Below are 16,086 nucleotides of genomic sequence, written 5' to 3' on the forward strand. Positions count from 1 at the left end.
TATAAGCCAGTCTACTTGGCACGAGTCTTGAGACCCTTTCGGTGTGAGGCGGCAAAAGCTGCCCATCGGCATTCATATTGCGGCCAGCCGCGACGGATGGAACGAAGGAAGGAAATCTATAATGTCAGGTCTGCGTCAGATCGCCTTTTACGGAAAGGGCGGCATCGGCAAGTCCACCACCTCCCAAAACACGCTCGCCGCCCTGGTCGACCTCGGGCAGAGAATCCTCATCGTTGGCTGCGATCCCAAAGCCGACTCCACCCGCCTGATCCTGAACTCGAAGGCTCAGGATACTGTCCTGCATCTGGCGGCACAGGAAGGTTCGGTGGAAGATCTCGAGCTGCAGGACGTGCTCAAGATTGGTTACAGAGGCATCAAATGCGTGGAATCCGGCGGCCCGGAGCCGGGTGTTGGCTGCGCCGGCCGAGGCGTCATCACATCAATTAACTTCCTCGAAGAGAACGGCGCCTACGACGATGTCGACTATGTCTCCTACGACGTGCTCGGCGACGTGGTTTGCGGCGGTTTCGCGATGCCAATTCGCGAGGGGAAGGCGCAGGAAATCTACATCGTTATGTCCGGGGAAATGATGGCGCTCTATGCCGCCAACAACATCGCCAAGGGCATCCTGAAATATGCCCATTCGGGCGGCGTGCGGCTCGGAGGCCTGATCTGCAACGAACGTCAAACCGACCGTGAGCTCGACCTCGCTGAAGCCCTGGCTTCCAGGCTCAATTCCAAGCTCATCCATTTCGTGCCGCGCGACAACATCGTCCAGCACGCCGAGCTCAGGAAGATGTCAGTTATCCAGTATGCGCCGGATTCCAAGCAGGCCGGAGAGTACCGCGCGCTGGCCGAGAAGATCCATGCCAATTCTGGCCAGGGTACCATCCCGACGCCGATCACCATGGAGGAGCTCGAGGACATGCTGCTCGACTTCGGCATCATGAAAACCGACGAGCAGATGCTTGCCGAGCTTCAGGCCAAGGAAGCGGCCAAGGCGGCCGCCCAGTAACGACCGATATTGGTCGCCTCTCGAGTTGGGGCGCCTTGCAAAGAACGGCGCCTCATCGGTGAGGCGTCATCAGACACCTTGAAAGGGGTCCCATGAGCCTGGAATACGAGAATGATGGTGCTCTCCATGCGAAGCTTATCGAGGAGGTGCTATCGCAATATCCCGACAAGGCGGCGAAGCGCCGCAAAAAACACCTGAGCATCGCAAAGAGCGGGGATGAGGCTGGCGGGGAAAGTGACATCCTTTCCGAATGCGACGTCAAATCGAACATCAAGTCCATCCCCGGGGTGATGACAATCCGCGGCTGCGCCTATGCCGGCTCAAAGGGCGTGGTCTGGGGCCCAGTCAAGGATATGGTCCATATCTCGCACGGCCCCGTCGGTTGCGGCCAATATTCCTGGTCACAGCGACGCAATTACTATGTGGGCACAACGGGCATCGACACGTTCGGGACAATGCAGTTCACCTCCGATTTCCAGGAGAAAGACATTGTCTTCGGGGGTGACAAGAAACTGGAACAGATCATCGACGAGATCGAGCGACTGTTTCCGCTGAACAACGGCATCACCGTGCAGTCCGAATGCCCGATCGGTCTCATTGGCGATGACACCGAGGCAGTTTCTCGCAAGAAGGCCAAGGAGTACGAAAAGACCATCGTGCCGGTGCGCTGCGAGGGCTTTCGCGGCGTCTCGCAATCACTCGGCCACCACATCGCCAATGACGCGATCCGCGACTGGGTCTTCGACAAGAAGGACGTCGAGTTCGAGGTCGGTGCTTACGACGTCAACGTGATCGGCGACTACAATATTGGCGGCGACGCCTGGGCCTCGCGCATCTTGCTTGAGGAGATAGGATTGCGCGTGGTCGGCAACTGGTCGGGCGACGCAACACTCGCCGAGATTGAACGCGCGCCAAAGGCCAAGCTCAATCTCATCCACTGCTATCGCTCGATGAACTACATCTGCCGGCATATGGAGGAAAAGTATGGCGTCGCCTGGATGGAGTACAATTTCTTCGGACCGTCCCAGATCGAGACCTCCCTGCGCAACATAGCCAAGCATTTCGGGCCGGAAATCGAGGAGAAAACCGAGAAGGTGATCGCCAAGTACAGACCGCTTGTTGACGCCGTCATCTCCAAGTACCGGCCGCGTCTCGAAGGCAATACCGTCATGCTATACGTCGGTGGCCTGCGCCCCCGCCACGTCATCACAGCTTACGAGGACCTCGGCATGGTCATCGTCGGCACCGGCTACGAGTTCGCCCACAACGATGACTATCAGCGCACGGGCCACTACGTAAAGAACGGCACGCTGATCTATGACGACGTTACCGGTTACGAGTTGGAGAAGTTCATCGAGGGAGTTCGCCCCAACCTCGTGGGCTCCGGCATCAAGGAAAAATACCCGGTACAGAAGATGGGCATTCCGTTCCGTCAGATGCACTCCTGGGACTATTCGGGACCTTATCACGGCTATGACGGCTTTGCCATTTTCGCACGCGACGTGGATCTTGCCATCAACAATCCGGTCTGGGATCTCTACCAGGCCCCTTGGAAAGAAAGCCCGCCCAGTGGGCGGGCGATAGCTGCCGAATAGACGCCCTGTCCTGGCCTGGTCTCCCAGAGAGACCACGAACCCCGCGGGCTTGTGAGCCCCGGGAAACCGGAAACGTCTTGACGTACTGAGCTGCCGAATGGCGCGGCCAGATTAAACAGAGGAATACCAATGCCGCAGTCGGCCGAAAAGATTCTCGACCACGCTCCCCTGTTCCGCGAGCCGGAATACAGGCAAATGCTCGCCGAGAAGAAGCTGAATTTCGAATGTCCGCACCCGGATCAGATCGTTACCGATCAAGGCGAATTCACCAAGACCTGGGAATACCGCGAGAAGAACCTCGCCCGAGAAGCGCTTGTGATAAATCCCGCCAAGGCCTGTCAGCCCCTCGGCGCGGTATTCGCGGCTGCGGGCTTCGAGCGGACCATGTCCTTCGTCCATGGCAGCCAGGGCTGCGTAGCCTATTACCGCTCGCACCTGTCGCGCCACTTCAAGGAGCCTGCTTCGGCGGTTTCCTCCTCGATGACCGAGGACGCGGCAGTATTCGGCGGCCTGAAGAACCTGGTCGACGGGCTCGCCAACACCTACCAGCTTTACGACCCGAAGATGATCGCAGTTTCGACGACCTGTATGGCGGAGGTCATTGGCGACGACTTGCACAGTTTCATCGAGAACGCCAAAGACGAAAATTCGGTCCCGCGCGACTTTGACGTGCCCTTTGCCCACACGCCCGCCTTCGTCGGTAGCCATGTCGACGGCTATGACGGCATGCTGAAGGGCATTCTGGAGCACTTCTGGAAAGGCCAGGAGCGCACGGAAGCCAAGGGAACCATCAACGTCATTCCGGGCTTCGACGGCTTCTGCGTTGGCAACAACCGGGAAGTCAAACGCCTGCTCGATGTGATGGGTGTGTCCTACACCTTCATCCAGGACGCATCTGACCAGTTCGACACACCATCGGACGGGGAATACCGCATGTATGACGGCGGCACGAAGATCGAAGAGGTGAAGGGGGCACTCGACGCCGAGGCGACGGTTTCACTGCAGTACTACAACACCCGAAAAACCCTCGACTACTGCGGGCAAGTCGGGCAGGCCACGGCTTCATTCCATTATCCGCTCGGCGTCCAGGCGACTGACGAATTCCTGATGAAGATCTCGGCGCTTTCCGGGAAGGAAATCCCCGAGGCAATCCGGCTGGAGCGCGGCCGACTGATTGATGCCATGGCGGACAGCCAGTCCTGGCTGCACGGCAAGAAATACGCGATCTACGGCGACCCGGACTTCGTGTACGCAATGGCCCGCTTCGTCATGGAAACGGGCGGCGAGCCGACACATTGCCTCGCCACCAACGGCACTTCGGCGTGGGAAGCCGAGTTGAAGGAACTGCTTGCATCCTCGCCCTTCGGCAAGGACGCTCAGGTCTGGGCGGGCAAAGACCTTTGGGCTATGCGGTCGCTGCTCTTCACCGAGCCAGTGGACCTGCTGATCGGCAATTCCTATGGCAAGTATCTGGAGCGCGACACCGGCACGCCGCTGATCAGGCTGACGTTTCCGATCTTCGACCGGCACCACCACCATCGCTTTGCGCTCATGGGCTACCAGGGCGGGTTACGCGTGCTGACGACGATCCTCGACAAGATCTTCGACAAGCTCGATCGCGAGACGAGCCAGACGGGCGTGACGGACTATTCCTATGACCTCACCCGCTAGAACACACGGCCGGCTTTTCGCACAGGCGGTTCGTTGCCGAATTGGCTTTGGGGACTGACGCGATGACCTCGCTCAGTGCCAAGATCCAGGACGTTTTCGACGAGCCCGCCTGCGACAAGAACCGTGGAAAGGGTGCCAAGGCGCGCAAGGAGGGCTGCACAAGCCCGCTGACGCCAGGAGCGGCAGCGGGTGGTTGCGCGTTTGACGGGGCCAAGATCGTCCTGCAGCCGATCACTGACGTTGCGCACCTGGTCCATGCGCCGCTCGCCTGCGAGGGCAATTCCTGGGACAACCGCGGTGCAGCTTCCTCTGGGCCCAGCTTATGGCGCACAAGCTTCACCACCGACCTTACCGAACTCGAGGTGGTGATGGGGCAAGGCGAGCGGAAGCTCTTCAAGGCGATCCGCGAAATCAAGGAAGCGTATGCGCCGCCCGCAGTCTTTGTCTATTCGACCTGCGTGACGGCGCTCATCGGCGACGATATCGGGGCAGTCTGCAAACGCGCCGCCGAAAAATTCGGCTTGGCCGTAGTCCCGATCAATGCGCCCGGATTGGCCGGCTCCAAGAACCTCGGCAACAAGCTCGCCGCCGAGGCGTTGCTCGACCATGTCATCGGCACGGTGGAACCCGACGACGCCGGGCCGTACGACATCAACATCCTTGGTGAATTCAACCTTTCCGGCGAATTCTGGCTGATAAAGCCGCTCCTCGATCGGCTCGGGATCCGGGTTCGCGCCTGCATTCCGGGCGACGCTCGCTATCTCGACATTGCCTCTGCGCACCGCGCCCGGGCGGCTATGGTGGTGTGCTCGACGGCCCTCATCAACCTAGCCCGCAAGATGGACGAGCGCTGGGACATCCCTTTCTTCGAAGGCTCCTTCTACGGGATTTCAGACACTTCGGAAGCACTTCGCAAAATTGCTAAGCTGCTGGTGAGGAAGGGCGCCGATCCGGAGATCCTCGACCGCACAGAGACGCTGATCGCTGAGCAGGAGGCGATTGCATGGGAGAAGCTCGAGGCCTACCGGCGGGGGCTGCGAGGCAAGCGCGTGCTGCTCAACACGGGTGGTGTGAAGTCTTGGTCCGTGGTCCATGCGCTGATGGAGATCGGCATGGAAATCGTGGGCACCTCGGTCAAGAAATCCACAGTCGAAGACAAGCAACGCATCAAACAGATCCTCAAGGACGAGAACCACATGTTCGAGCAGATGGCAGCGCGCGACCTTTACGCCATGCTCTCCGAAGGCAAGGCCGATATCATGCTGTCGGGCGGGCGCACGCAATTCGTCGCGCTCAAGGCCAAGACGCCCTGGCTCGACATCAACCAGGAGCGCCAACACCCTTACGCCGGTTACGACGGCATGGTGGAACTCGTACGCCAGATCGACCTCGCCATTCACAACCCGATCTGGTGCCAGGTGCGCGAGCGGGCCCCGTGGGAGTGCCAGCCCAATGGGAAGGACGAATTGCCGAGCACCAAGAATGACACGGCGACCATGCGCGCTGTCCAGGAATTCGCCGGCACGACGCCGACGATTTCGGCTGGTGGTAAGGAAATCCGATGACCCGCATCCTTTCCCAGACCAAATCAGCTTCGGTCAACCCACTGAAATCATCACAGCCGCTGGGTGCCGCCCTGGCCTTTCTCGGGGTCGAGGGCGCAATGCCGCTGCTCCACGGCAGCCAAGGCTGCACCAGCTTCGCGCTCGTGCTCTTAGTGCGGCATTTCAAGGAAACGATCCCCCTGCAAACCACCGCGATGGATGAAGTAACAACCATCCTAGGCGGGTCGGACAATCTGGAAGAGGCGATCCTCAATCTCAAGACCCGCACGAAGCCAAAGCTGATCGGCGTCTGCACGACGGCCCTGGTGGAAACCCGTGGCGAAGATTCTGCAGGCGACATCGCCGACATCAGGCTGAAACGGGAAGAAGAACTCGCGGGTACGGAGATCGTGCTGGCCAACACGCCGGATTTCAGCGGCGCCCTCGAAGAGGGCTGGGCCAAGGCTGTCACCGCGATGATCGAAGGCATTACGCGGCCTGGCGAGCGGGCGCGCCAGTCAAAGAAGATCGCAATCCTGCCCGGCTGGAACCTCACTGTGGCTGACATCGAGCATTTGCGCGAGATGGTTGAAAGCTTTGGGCTGCACCCGGTGATTTTGCCGGACCTCTCAGGCTCGCTTGACGGTACTGTACCAGACCACTGGGTCCCGACCACCTATGGCGGTACGAGCGTCGAGGACATCCGCGAGCTCGGCACGGCCGAGCACTGCATTGCGATCGGCGAGCATATGCGCCGGCCGGCCGAGGTGCTGCACAAGGTGACCGGCGTCCCTTACGTGCTGTTCGAGTCACTGAGCGGACTGGAGCGCGCCGATCAGTTCGTTTCCCTGCTGTCCACGATTTCTGGCGAGCCTGTGCCGGCAGGCGTGTGCCGTGGGCGGGCGCAATTGCAGGATGCGTTGCTCGACGGACATTTCCATTTCGGAGGCAAGAAAATTGCTATCGCTGCTGAACCAGACCAACTCTATCAATTCGCAACCTTCTTCACGGGCATGGGCTCCAAAATCGCGGCGGCGGTCACGACGACCGATATGTCGGAAATTCTGGAAAAGGTACCGGCGGAGTCGATTCAGATCGGCGATCTCGGCGATTTGGAAACGCTTGCCGGCGGCGCTGATCTTCTGGTCACCCATTCACATGGACGCCAGGCGTCGCAGCGCCTTGGCATTCCGCTCATGCGCGTCGGCTTCCCCGTGTTCGACCGGCTCGGCAGCCAGCACAAGCTCTCAATCCTCTATCAAGGGACCCGTGATCTGGTTTTCGAGGTTGCCAACATGTTCCAAGCCGACCGGCATGCGCCGACGCCTGAGGAACTTGATCCATTCCGCAAGCGGGAAACGCCAGGTGGGCCCCGTTCGTCGCCTCTCACTCGTCACTGACGAGGTTCAAGGTCCGATGCGTGAACGACAAGCAGGCGCTTTGCGCGTGGCAATCGCAACCCAGGACATGAAGGAGCTCAATGCACATTTCGGGTCCGCCAAGCGCTTTGTCATCTACGATGTGACGCGCGAGGAATGGAACCTCCTGGAAGCTCTTGCCTTCGACGACGTCTCCGACGAAAGGGGGAAACATCGGACCGAGGGGGATGACCGCATCGCACCGAAGGTGGAAGCGCTGAAGGGCTGCCACCTCCTGTTTTGTCTCGCGATCGGCGGACCTTCGGCAGCCAAGCTTGTCTCGGCAAAAATCCATCCAATCAAGGTGCCGCAGCCACAACCCATCCAAGAGGTGCTGTTGCGCACGCAGACGATGCTGAGGACATGTCCTCCGCCCTGGCTGCGCAAGGTGCTGGCCGAAGCTGGTGTCGCCGGAGAGAAACCGTCCTTCGAGGACGAGGACTGAAACGAGGAAGAGCGAAATGTTTGAAGTCGCGGTTAGCCCTGCTGTCAACGAGGACGAGGCGGCCCTTGCCAGCCCGTTCGTCAAATGCCTCGTGCGGTTGATCCGTGCTCAAGATTCCCACGGGTCATGGGACGGCAAAGCGGACGCCGAGTTGCTGGCCGACTTCATCGTCAGCAAGGAACAGCGCCGTACGATTCCAATAATCGGCGATCCCGATCCGGACGTGCTGTGGAGGCTCGACAAGTTTTACACTGCCGTCGCCCTTGCGATCGAAGAGCGCTCCGGCCTGATGGCATCGCCGATGATCGAAATGAGCTATGAGGGCTTCGGGCGCGTGCTTTTCACCGCCGGGCGTCTGGTCGTTCTGTCCAAGACCCTGCGCGACGTGCATCGGTTCGGCTTCGAGACCCTCCGCAAGCTCGCCGAGACCGGCACGAAACTGGTCGGCGACGCAATCGCAGCCATCGAAACCTATCCCGAGGTAGCACGCGCGTGATGGAAGCAGGCGTCGATGGCCACCTTACGCCGCCGACCCGGTCCGGGCCGATGGGGCTCTTGGGGTAGTGCCGATGAAGCCGCTGGTGCTGATCTGTTCGGACGATGCGGAGTTCTATCTGATGTATAGCCACGTTCTGGAGGCGGACGGCTTCGCCAGTGAGCCGGCAGGCTGCGTGAAGGATGCATTTGCATTGGCCGACCAGCGGGACTTCAAAGCTGTGGTGCTGGACTGCGGGCCAGCGAGCATAACCGGGTCTGCAATCTGCGCCCGGCTCAAGGGGGAGCCGCGGACCGCCGACCTGCCCATCATTGCCCTGATCGCGCCGGGCGCGGCGAACCAGCACCTCGATCTCCTGAAGGCTGGCATTGACGAGAGCTTTGTGCGGCCGATCGCCCCGGCCAAGCTGCTCGACTGTCTACGCGCGAGGCTGGCGCTGACCAAGCGGGGTGCAAATGGTCTTGAAAGTGGCGGTTGGCTCTCCTGTGGCGGCCTCGAGATAAAGCTCGACGCCCACCGGGTTCGCGGTAACGGCCACGATATCCACCTCGGACCCATCGAGTTCAACGTGCTGCGGCTTATGATTGAAGCGCCCGGGAAGGTCTTCAGCCGGGACGAACTTATCGGCGCGGCCTGGCCGCCCAACATCCATGTCGGTGCACGCACCGTCGATGTGCATATCAGTCGCATCAGAAAAGCCCTGAAAACGGCTTCGCCCGGCAGCGTCATTCGCACCGTCAGGTCGGCTGGCTATTCGCTCGAGAAGCCGGACGACTGAATTAAGTGCTGGGTGTGGTGCCACTCCCCTCCCGCGCGCGGTGAGCGGGTCCTGCGGCCTGAAACGCCCTGAACGAACACTCAGGAGAAGCAGGCAAATGGCTTTTAAAAGCGTACTCTGTGCGACCGGCGCTGACAATTCCGATCAGGACGTCAGAACTGCCGCCGGCTTGTGTGCCGAAGTCGGCGCGCATCTTTCCGTACTGGTTATACCGCCTCCGATGCTCCTTATGTCGTATCCGTCGATCGGAGATGGTGTCCCCGAGTGGCCTGGAGGACGTGGACAGGCAATTGCCAGATTGAATGACCGGTTTCGACAAATCGACCGATTTACACAGGACGTGGCCAGAATGGAAAGACGCTCCAAAGATATCCAGAGACTGCTGAGAGCTATGTCGCTCGCCTATGACGTTGATACCGACTATTGCAATCCGGCAAGCCTCGGCGAAGTGGCACGACAGCGGGCGCTCTGCGCCGACCTCACGATCATCGGACCGTGTCTCCTCAATGACGAGAATCTCGGACCTCCTGTTGTCAACGGCTGCTTGTTCGATACGGGAAGGCCGGTGCTCGTTGTGCCGAAGGGCACTGAGGCGACCTTGTGGCCACGGCGCGTCCTGGTCGGTTGGGATTCGCGAGTCGAGGCGTCCCGTGCGGTTCGGGAAGCGCTGGGTGTCTTATGCGCTGCTGAGGAAGTTCGTGTTGCCCTGGTCGATCCGAAGGCGAACTATAACGGGAACGGCGCGGAGCCTGGAGCCGACATCGCTGCCTATCTCACTCGGCACGGTGCTCGGGTGTCGGTTGACCTGTTGCCAAGTGCCGGCAAACCGGCGGCCACGGTGCTTGCGCAGCACGCAATCGAGACGTCTGCCGACATGATAGTCATGGGCGCTTATGGCAGCCGTCGGCTGCGTGAGCAGCTCTTTGGCGGCGTGACGAGATGGATCTTTGAGAAGCCGACTTTGCCGCTGTTTTTGGCTCGCTGACTGGTTGCGGAGCCGCATCGATGCTGTTCGAAGCTCTACGGTGATGCGTGGATTCATACCTTAGATGCGCTCCATCGAAACAATCGAGTTTACGGAGAGTAACGAACATGAAAAAGCTTTGCTCAGGAGGCGACGCCCGCCGGAAATCTCTCCGGTCATGCGCAAGGCGGAAGGTGGAACGGAGTCCTCCCAATTCTGATGCCCAGGGTACACCACGCAATTTAATCGCTCGCTTTCATGGCGCAATCCTGCGGACACGAGCCTGACGATTGCGCTCGCGAACGCGAGACGCTTTCCGTCCGCAGCTTTGTCGAGGCTGCCTTCAGGCGTGTCGGGAGGGAGATCGTCTGGAAGGGGAAGGCATTGACGAGGTAGGCCGCGAACACAGGAGTAACTAGGCGCTGATCCGGATAGAAGCGGCTATTTCGGTCCCGGCCGAGGTGGACCTGCCGATTGGCGGGGCCTGCTAAGGCGGCCACCAAGCACGGTTGGAAGCCAAAGACGACTTTTGATGAGCTCGTCTAATGGTCGAGATCGATTGTCACGCTTCGGAATCACGCTCGTTTAAAGGGAAAGATAATGATCTCGCTGGAGGGCAAACGCGTCTGGTCTCCGGCCACGGCCGGCATGGTTGGGGTGCGCAGTGGTGCGCCGCTGTCCGGCGCGCCCGAGGCAAAGGCCCTACGTGGCCAGCTCGCCGGATAGCCGGAGACTACGCTGGCGTTGTCAACGGAGTTCGGGCCAAAACCGTCTCTGTAGAACCCCACCGTATGAAAGATGAAGGTATCTCGTTCGATATCGACGAGAACGATGATGTGCGGCTTCCACCCGAACCTCGGGTCGAAGCCGTTCATCCGATCCTGGAGCCGTGAGTCAACGCCCGCGGTCAGATAATCCTTGCTGCTTCCAGCGTAGAGAACATCTGCGCCGGATCCGCAGAGCTTGTCATTGTCCCTCCCGAAAATGCGCGGTTCGTCGCGGCCATTGTCACCGGAGAGTTCGTCCCATGCCTTCTCGCCGCAGGATCCGTGATCTCTTTCCCGGGTCAAAGATTGGTCGTCGCCTCCGCAATCGGCGATCCGGTCGATGCCACTAGAACCTAAGCTAACATCGTGACGCTCGTTGCCGAAGGCTTCGGAAGCTGGTTGACCGCTAAGAAACCGTTTCAGCTGTACGATGAGTTTTTTGATTTCAATTCTCACAGATGCAGCCCACCACGCGACGAAGCGCCTCCATATATCGCTCGTCGAGTCATCGCTCTAATCGATTCCCATTATGCTCTCATTTGCACGATGAATGTTCCCTCGTGCATTTCGCCTTTCCGCCGAGCAGTGCGCATGGCACTGCGGCGGCCCCACTGGGTGGCCAATCATCTGAACATTCGAGATGCCAAACCGCCGATCGTGGGGTGGTCACGTATCTCGGCCACATCGTCGAGCAGAACACCACAGACCAGATAGTGTCGCCGCCCTACCACCCCTATACCGATGCACTTTTATCGGCCATCCCGATCGCCCACACCTGTGTCGTCTAGAAACACATTGTGCTCGAAAGCGACATTTCCTCGGCGATGGATCCGCCGAGCGGCTGCCCGTTCCAGACGCGCTGTCCGCGCAAGCATCTCGTTCCCAGAGCAATTTGTGAGCATGGGGATAGGATCAATTCGCGGTCGTGTGTGCGCCAGCTGCTGTGCGGCCGTGTCGACGTCTCTAAGGTGGACACGCTTGTCGTTGGCGGCGGCCAAGGGGGAGTGGCTATGAGCGAGCACCTGAGCAAGTGCGGGGTGCCTCATCTAATTCTTGAACGCGGCCGGATTGCCGAACGCTGGGCGCTTGGAGCTTGGAGCTTGGAGCTTGGAGCGGTGGGACCTCCCTCGTTGCCGATGGCCGGGCCTGGCATGACCGGTTCCCGGACATGGAGTTTCCGGGGACCGGTCCCGATGACTTTGCCTGCAAAGGAGGAGGTCGCCGACTATTTTGTCGCTTATGCAAAGCAAATCAATGCGCGATCCGCTGCGGCGTGGAGGTCAAGCTCGGGCAAAGAAATGTCGGGCGGCCCGGATTCCGCGTCGAGACGCCGGACGGCGTGATCGAAGCCAACAGCATCATCGCCGCGACCGGACCTTTCCAGATCCCCGTCACGATCGCCCGCCGCGGGCCTATTGCGGGCGCGACTTCTAATGGTGGCTGGGCGCCCTCGGCAAGTGGGACGCCGAGACCCCGAGACCCGGCACCGAACACGTCACGGTTGCGGTGAGCGGCGCGCGCGGCAGCGAGACGATCGACTTCGGTCGTCTGGCCGCGCAGGGGCTTACGCTCCTCGGTATGACAAGCAAGTACCAGGACGGCGTGATGAGCTTCGCGCCCGATCTGGCGAACAACATTGCCCGCGGCGACGCAAGCTTGATGTCGCTGCTGGATGAAGCCGACGCCTATGTAGCTCGCAACCGTCTCGACCACTCGGAAGAGCCCGCGGACCGTTGCATCGACTAGGATCCGGAATGCGTGGCCCAATCCGATCCGCGAGCTCGACCTGGCCGAGGCCGGGATAGCGGCGATCGTCTGGGCGACAGGTTTGCTGTCGACTACAGCTGGCTGAAGGTCGACGCCTTCGACGAGAAGGGCCGGCCAAGGCACCACCGTGGCGTCTCGAGCGAGCCCGGCTCAATTTCCTGGGTTTACCTTGGCAGTCGCAAAGAGGGTCCAGCTTCTTCTGGGGCGTCTGACATGATGCCAAACACGTGGCCGACTGTATTTCGACGCAGTGAAACTATCTGGCCTACCATGCTGCCGCGAAGGGCCAACCCGTGGATGCCAGACCTGACCCTGCCCGGCCTGCGGTGTGGAAGGGTCACTGCCGCGAGCATCCATCTGCCCGCATCGTCGATTATCCGACAATGTCGGGTTCCGGACGAGCTGGAATTCGAGAACTCATTGCTTGGGCAGACTTCTTTTCCGGCACGCTTCATGCATGGGAGTTTTCGAACGCATTTGTGAGATGTCATCCCATGCTAGCCCCTCGAGGAACGAGCCGCGCCAGTTTGAAAAAGCCAAATCCTGTGGTGGAGGCGGCCGCTAGAAGCCGCCCTAACATCCGGAAAAGCTGCGCGACAGCATCACACGCGTCCTTCTCGCCCTTGGCGTGGGTTTGGCGCCCGCTGTCGATGTCGCCGACCTTGAGCCCAACGAGGACAGGATTTGCCTTCCTCGCAGTCGCGACCACGGACGGCAAGGCCATTGTCCTGGTGAGCGACGATGGCAGCCGGCATTTCGCCCAGCAATCGGGCGCGCATCTTCGAGCCATTCTTCACCACGCGCCGCGATTCAGGCGGCACCGGAATGGGCCTCGGCATCGTGCTGGCACTGCTGAAAGCGCATGATGGCACGATCCGGCTGGTTGACTCCGAGCGCGGCACGCGCTTCGAGATCATCTTGCCGGCTGCATGAATTGGAACCTGATCCGAAAACCGGCTTTCGGGATCATGCTCCGGAACTGGAGAGGCGAAAAAGTGCGCTACGACGTCGTCATCATCGGTGGAGCCATCGTCGGCTCCTCGATCGCCTATTATCTGCGCGAGGAAGGCTTTTCGGGCTCGATCGCGCTGGTCGAGCGCGACCCGCAATTCGCCCATGCGGCGACGACGCTGTCCTGCGCTTCGATCCGCCAGCAGTTTTCGATTCCCAAAAACATCCGCCTGTCGCAGTTCACGCTGAAACTGTTCCGGCGACTGACGGAAGAATTCGGGGCCGACGCCGATATCGGCTTTCGCGAAGGCGGCTATCTCATCCTTGCCGGCGAGAACGGGTTGCCGATCCTCAAGGCCAACCACCAGACGCAGTTGGCCGAGGGCGCCGACATCGTGCTTGAGGATGCGGAGGCGCTCGTCCGCCGGTTTGCATGGCTGTCGGCCGAGGGCATCACCGCCGGCGCCTATGGCCGCAGCGGCGAGGGCTGGTTCGACGCGCATGCCATGCTGATGCTGTTCCGCAAGGCGCTGCGCGACAAAAAGATCGATTTCATCACCGCCGACGTGACCGGCATCGAACGGCAGGGCGATCGTGTCACCGGCGTCAGCCTCGACAATGGCGAAAGGCTCGACGCCGGTATCGTCGTCAACGCCGCCGGGCCGAATGCCGGAAAAGTCTCGGCAATGGCCGGACTGGTGCTGCCGGTGGAACCGCGCAAGCGCAATGTCTTCATCTTCGAGGCGCGCGAGAAACATGACGACATGCCGATGCTGGTCGATCCCTCAGGCATCTATGTCCGACCCGAAGGCTCGGTCTACATCACCGGCGGGGCCGAACCCGAAGAGGGCGACGGCCCCGCCGACCCCAGCGATTTCGAGCCCGACTGGCCGCTGTTCGAAGAGGTGATCTGGCCGGTGCTGGCGACCCGCATTCCCGCCTTCGAGGCGATCAAGCCGACGCGCGCCTGGGCCGGCCATTACGATTACAACACGCTCGACCAGAACGCGGTGATCGGCCCGCATCCGCAAGTGGAAAATTTCCTCTTCGCCAACGGTTTTTCCGGCCACGGTCTGCAGCAGGCGCCGGCGGTCGGCAAGGCGCTGGCCGAGCTGATCGTGCATGGCGTTTATCGCACGGTGGACTGCTCGGCGTTCGGGTACAGCCGTGTCGCCGAAGGGCGGGCGTTCAGGGAATTGAATGTGATCTAACGCTGGCGGGACAGCCCCTCTGTCCTGCCGGCCATCTCCCCCGGGGGAGATGGCAGCTTCACTGGCGGCTCCAAACTTCTAGCCTTGGAGATTGGCGAAAGCAGCGATGACGGCCAATCTCCCCCCTTGCGGCCAGGGCTATCGCACTTGAGTCATGAGTTGGAAGAGATAAGCATCGTTCCAGCCTGCACGCATCATTTTGCCGCGCATGGTGTCCTTTTTGCTGTCGGCTCGAAAGGTATTGAGGCAGAAGCGCCGAAGCAGAGCGAGGTTTTCGGGGCCGTGATCCTTTCTGGTCCGGTAGTCGTCCTCGCGGAAGATCATGTCGAGCTGCCAGCGCAGGCCATTCTCGACATCCCGGTGACGGCGCACGACGGCGAGGAGGTCGTTGGCGGACATCGGTCGCGAGAGCACATAGAGGCAGCGCTCTTCCTGCCGTTTGCCGTCGATCACACGCGTGCGCTTGACTTCGCCGATGGCCGCGAGGCCGGCAAAGCCGTGCTTGCGGCCAAGTCCTGGCGCACGCACGACACTGATTTTGTTCCTCATTTGAAGGCGCTGCTTAACGTCTGCCCTCGTGGTAGGAGGAGGTGGAGTGGCGGCCAGCTCCGATTTCTCCTTATGACGGGGTTTGCGGATCGACGCGCATGCGCCATGCCAAATGAGAACTCGTTCGAGGCCCGCAGGACAGACGGCCTCGGCGAGCCAGTCGAGAGAGAAGGTCTTCGCCTCACGCGGATCAGATACGAATTCCCGAGCACTGCGGTGATGTAGCAGGAATGCCTGCGACGCCACCAAACCCCTGTCGCGAAAATATGGAGGTGACGCGGTATCCGCCGTCTAGCGAAACAGCATACGCAGCATCCGGCGGCAGGCACTCGACGGCCTGGCCTCATCGCCGGCTTCAGGAGAAAAGATCAGCTATGAGCCGGCAGGTAATCGCTGCACGCGGCGGTCAGGTCGTGTAGATTTTCCGCGCACACAGCCGGCGCCGAAATGAGTGCTAGATGATGAGCCGACGCCAACATTACCGCAGGGGAGACAGCCAAGTCTGTCCTCAAGCGTCTGACGATGAGTGACGCATTTTCAAAAGCTGACAGCGACAAAAAAACATGTCTGGTCCAAAACAACCGGCCGCCTTGGGCGAGAGGTTTCTCGAAGCCTACTATGCAGTTGCTGCGGCTAAGCGCGCTGGCACGGCCTTTGCTGGAGATGCGGCAATATTGAGTGGGGACTGTCCGCATGAGAACGCGCGAGACGTTTGATGGTCTGCTACGCCATCTCGGCGGCGCGCCCGCTCAACGGTCACGGCTACACCTTTGGCAATGGCTGACGCGCGACATTGCGGTTGCGCCGCCCTGCCGCGCCGATGCGCCCAAAGTTCGTTGATAGTTCGCTCGGCAGATTGAGGAAGCCGGCTGTTGACTGCTGCCCAGGCGGAGACGGCTGGTTCATTCGGAGTGT

The 16,086-nt window shown here is 60.6% G+C and carries 13 protein-coding genes and 2 pseudogenes; 13 read left to right on the forward strand and 2 right to left on the reverse strand.

Annotation, left to right across the window (positions count from 1 at the left end; all coding sequences use genetic code 11):
* Positions 1–121: 121 nt before the first annotated feature.
* From nifH to AC0L15_RS07920, 9 genes are all read left to right on the forward strand, one after another.
* Positions 122–1,015: a nitrogenase iron protein gene (gene nifH, locus AC0L15_RS07880; protein WP_065010720.1), complete on the forward strand. Its 894-nt coding sequence runs from the start codon at positions 122–124 to the stop codon at positions 1,013–1,015.
* A 92-nt stretch (positions 1,016–1,107) separates the two neighbouring features.
* Positions 1,108–2,610, forward strand: coding sequence for a nitrogenase molybdenum-iron protein alpha chain (nifD, locus tag AC0L15_RS07885; RefSeq protein WP_473496125.1), 1,503 nt, complete (start codon positions 1,108–1,110; stop codon positions 2,608–2,610).
* Positions 2,611–2,739: 129 nt separating this feature from the next.
* Positions 2,740–4,281 carry a nitrogenase molybdenum-iron protein subunit beta gene (gene nifK / locus AC0L15_RS07890; RefSeq protein ID WP_473496126.1) on the forward strand — a complete coding sequence of 514 codons (1,542 nt, stop codon included), beginning with the start codon at positions 2,740–2,742 and terminating at the stop codon, positions 4,279–4,281.
* 62 nt (positions 4,282–4,343) lie between these two features.
* Entirely contained in the window at positions 4,344–5,846 is a 1,503-nt protein-coding gene (nifE, locus tag AC0L15_RS07895) for a nitrogenase iron-molybdenum cofactor biosynthesis protein NifE (protein ID WP_473496127.1), read from the forward strand.
* Positions 5,843–7,225 (forward strand): nitrogenase iron-molybdenum cofactor biosynthesis protein NifN, encoded by a 1,383-nt coding sequence (gene nifN, locus AC0L15_RS07900; protein ID WP_473496128.1) that lies wholly within the window; start codon positions 5,843–5,845, stop codon positions 7,223–7,225. Before nifE ends, nifN begins: the two co-directional genes overlap by 4 nt.
* The gene (nifX, locus tag AC0L15_RS07905) at positions 7,191–7,688 is read left to right on the forward strand and encodes a nitrogen fixation protein NifX (protein WP_163603092.1); all 498 of its coding nucleotides are present in this window, start codon (positions 7,191–7,193) and stop codon (positions 7,686–7,688) included. Before nifN ends, nifX begins: the two co-directional genes overlap by 35 nt.
* A 16-nt stretch (positions 7,689–7,704) precedes the next feature.
* Entirely contained in the window at positions 7,705–8,184 is a 480-nt protein-coding gene (locus tag AC0L15_RS07910) for a NifX-associated nitrogen fixation protein (RefSeq protein WP_473496129.1), read from the forward strand.
* 73 nt (positions 8,185–8,257) lie between these two features.
* On the forward strand, positions 8,258–8,962 hold the full coding sequence (locus tag AC0L15_RS07915; RefSeq protein WP_473496130.1) for a response regulator transcription factor: 705 nt from the start codon (positions 8,258–8,260) through the stop codon (positions 8,960–8,962).
* 97 nt (positions 8,963–9,059) lie between these two features.
* Positions 9,060–9,947 carry a universal stress protein gene (locus tag AC0L15_RS07920; RefSeq protein WP_473496131.1) on the forward strand — a complete coding sequence of 296 codons (888 nt, stop codon included), beginning with the start codon at positions 9,060–9,062 and terminating at the stop codon, positions 9,945–9,947.
* Positions 9,948–10,501: 554 nt separating this feature from the next.
* Here the strand turns inward: AC0L15_RS07920 and AC0L15_RS07925 are convergent.
* Positions 10,502–11,149 carry a hypothetical protein gene (locus AC0L15_RS07925; protein WP_473496133.1) on the reverse strand — a complete coding sequence of 216 codons (648 nt, stop codon included), beginning with the start codon at positions 11,147–11,149 and terminating at the stop codon, positions 10,502–10,504.
* Between the two features lie 194 nt (positions 11,150–11,343).
* On the opposite strand from AC0L15_RS07925, the pseudogene AC0L15_RS07930 reads away from it, so the two are divergent.
* The 4 genes and pseudogenes from AC0L15_RS07930 to AC0L15_RS07945 all read left to right on the forward strand — a co-directional run.
* Positions 11,344–11,592: pseudogene (locus AC0L15_RS07930) on the forward strand (oligopeptide/dipeptide ABC transporter ATP-binding protein); the annotation flags it as partial.
* A gap of 607 nt (positions 11,593–12,199) precedes the next feature.
* Complete coding sequence (locus tag AC0L15_RS07935; protein ID WP_473496134.1) at positions 12,200–12,439, forward strand: hypothetical protein; 240 nt, start codon at positions 12,200–12,202, stop codon at positions 12,437–12,439.
* Positions 12,440–13,167: 728 nt separating this feature from the next.
* A pseudogene (locus AC0L15_RS07940) lies at positions 13,168–13,393 on the forward strand (ATP-binding protein); the annotation flags it as partial.
* Positions 13,394–13,455: 62 nt separating this feature from the next.
* Positions 13,456–14,622 (forward strand): NAD(P)/FAD-dependent oxidoreductase, encoded by a 1,167-nt coding sequence (locus tag AC0L15_RS07945; RefSeq protein WP_473496135.1) that lies wholly within the window; start codon positions 13,456–13,458, stop codon positions 14,620–14,622.
* A gap of 138 nt (positions 14,623–14,760) precedes the next feature.
* On the opposite strand, the gene AC0L15_RS07950 is transcribed toward AC0L15_RS07945, so the two are convergent.
* Positions 14,761–15,417, reverse strand: a complete 657-nt coding sequence (locus AC0L15_RS07950; RefSeq protein ID WP_473496136.1) for an ISAs1 family transposase — start codon at positions 15,415–15,417, stop codon at positions 14,761–14,763.
* Positions 15,418–16,086: the final 669 nt, after the last annotated feature.

It is taken from the genome of Mesorhizobium sp. WSM4846 (assembly GCF_055811415.1).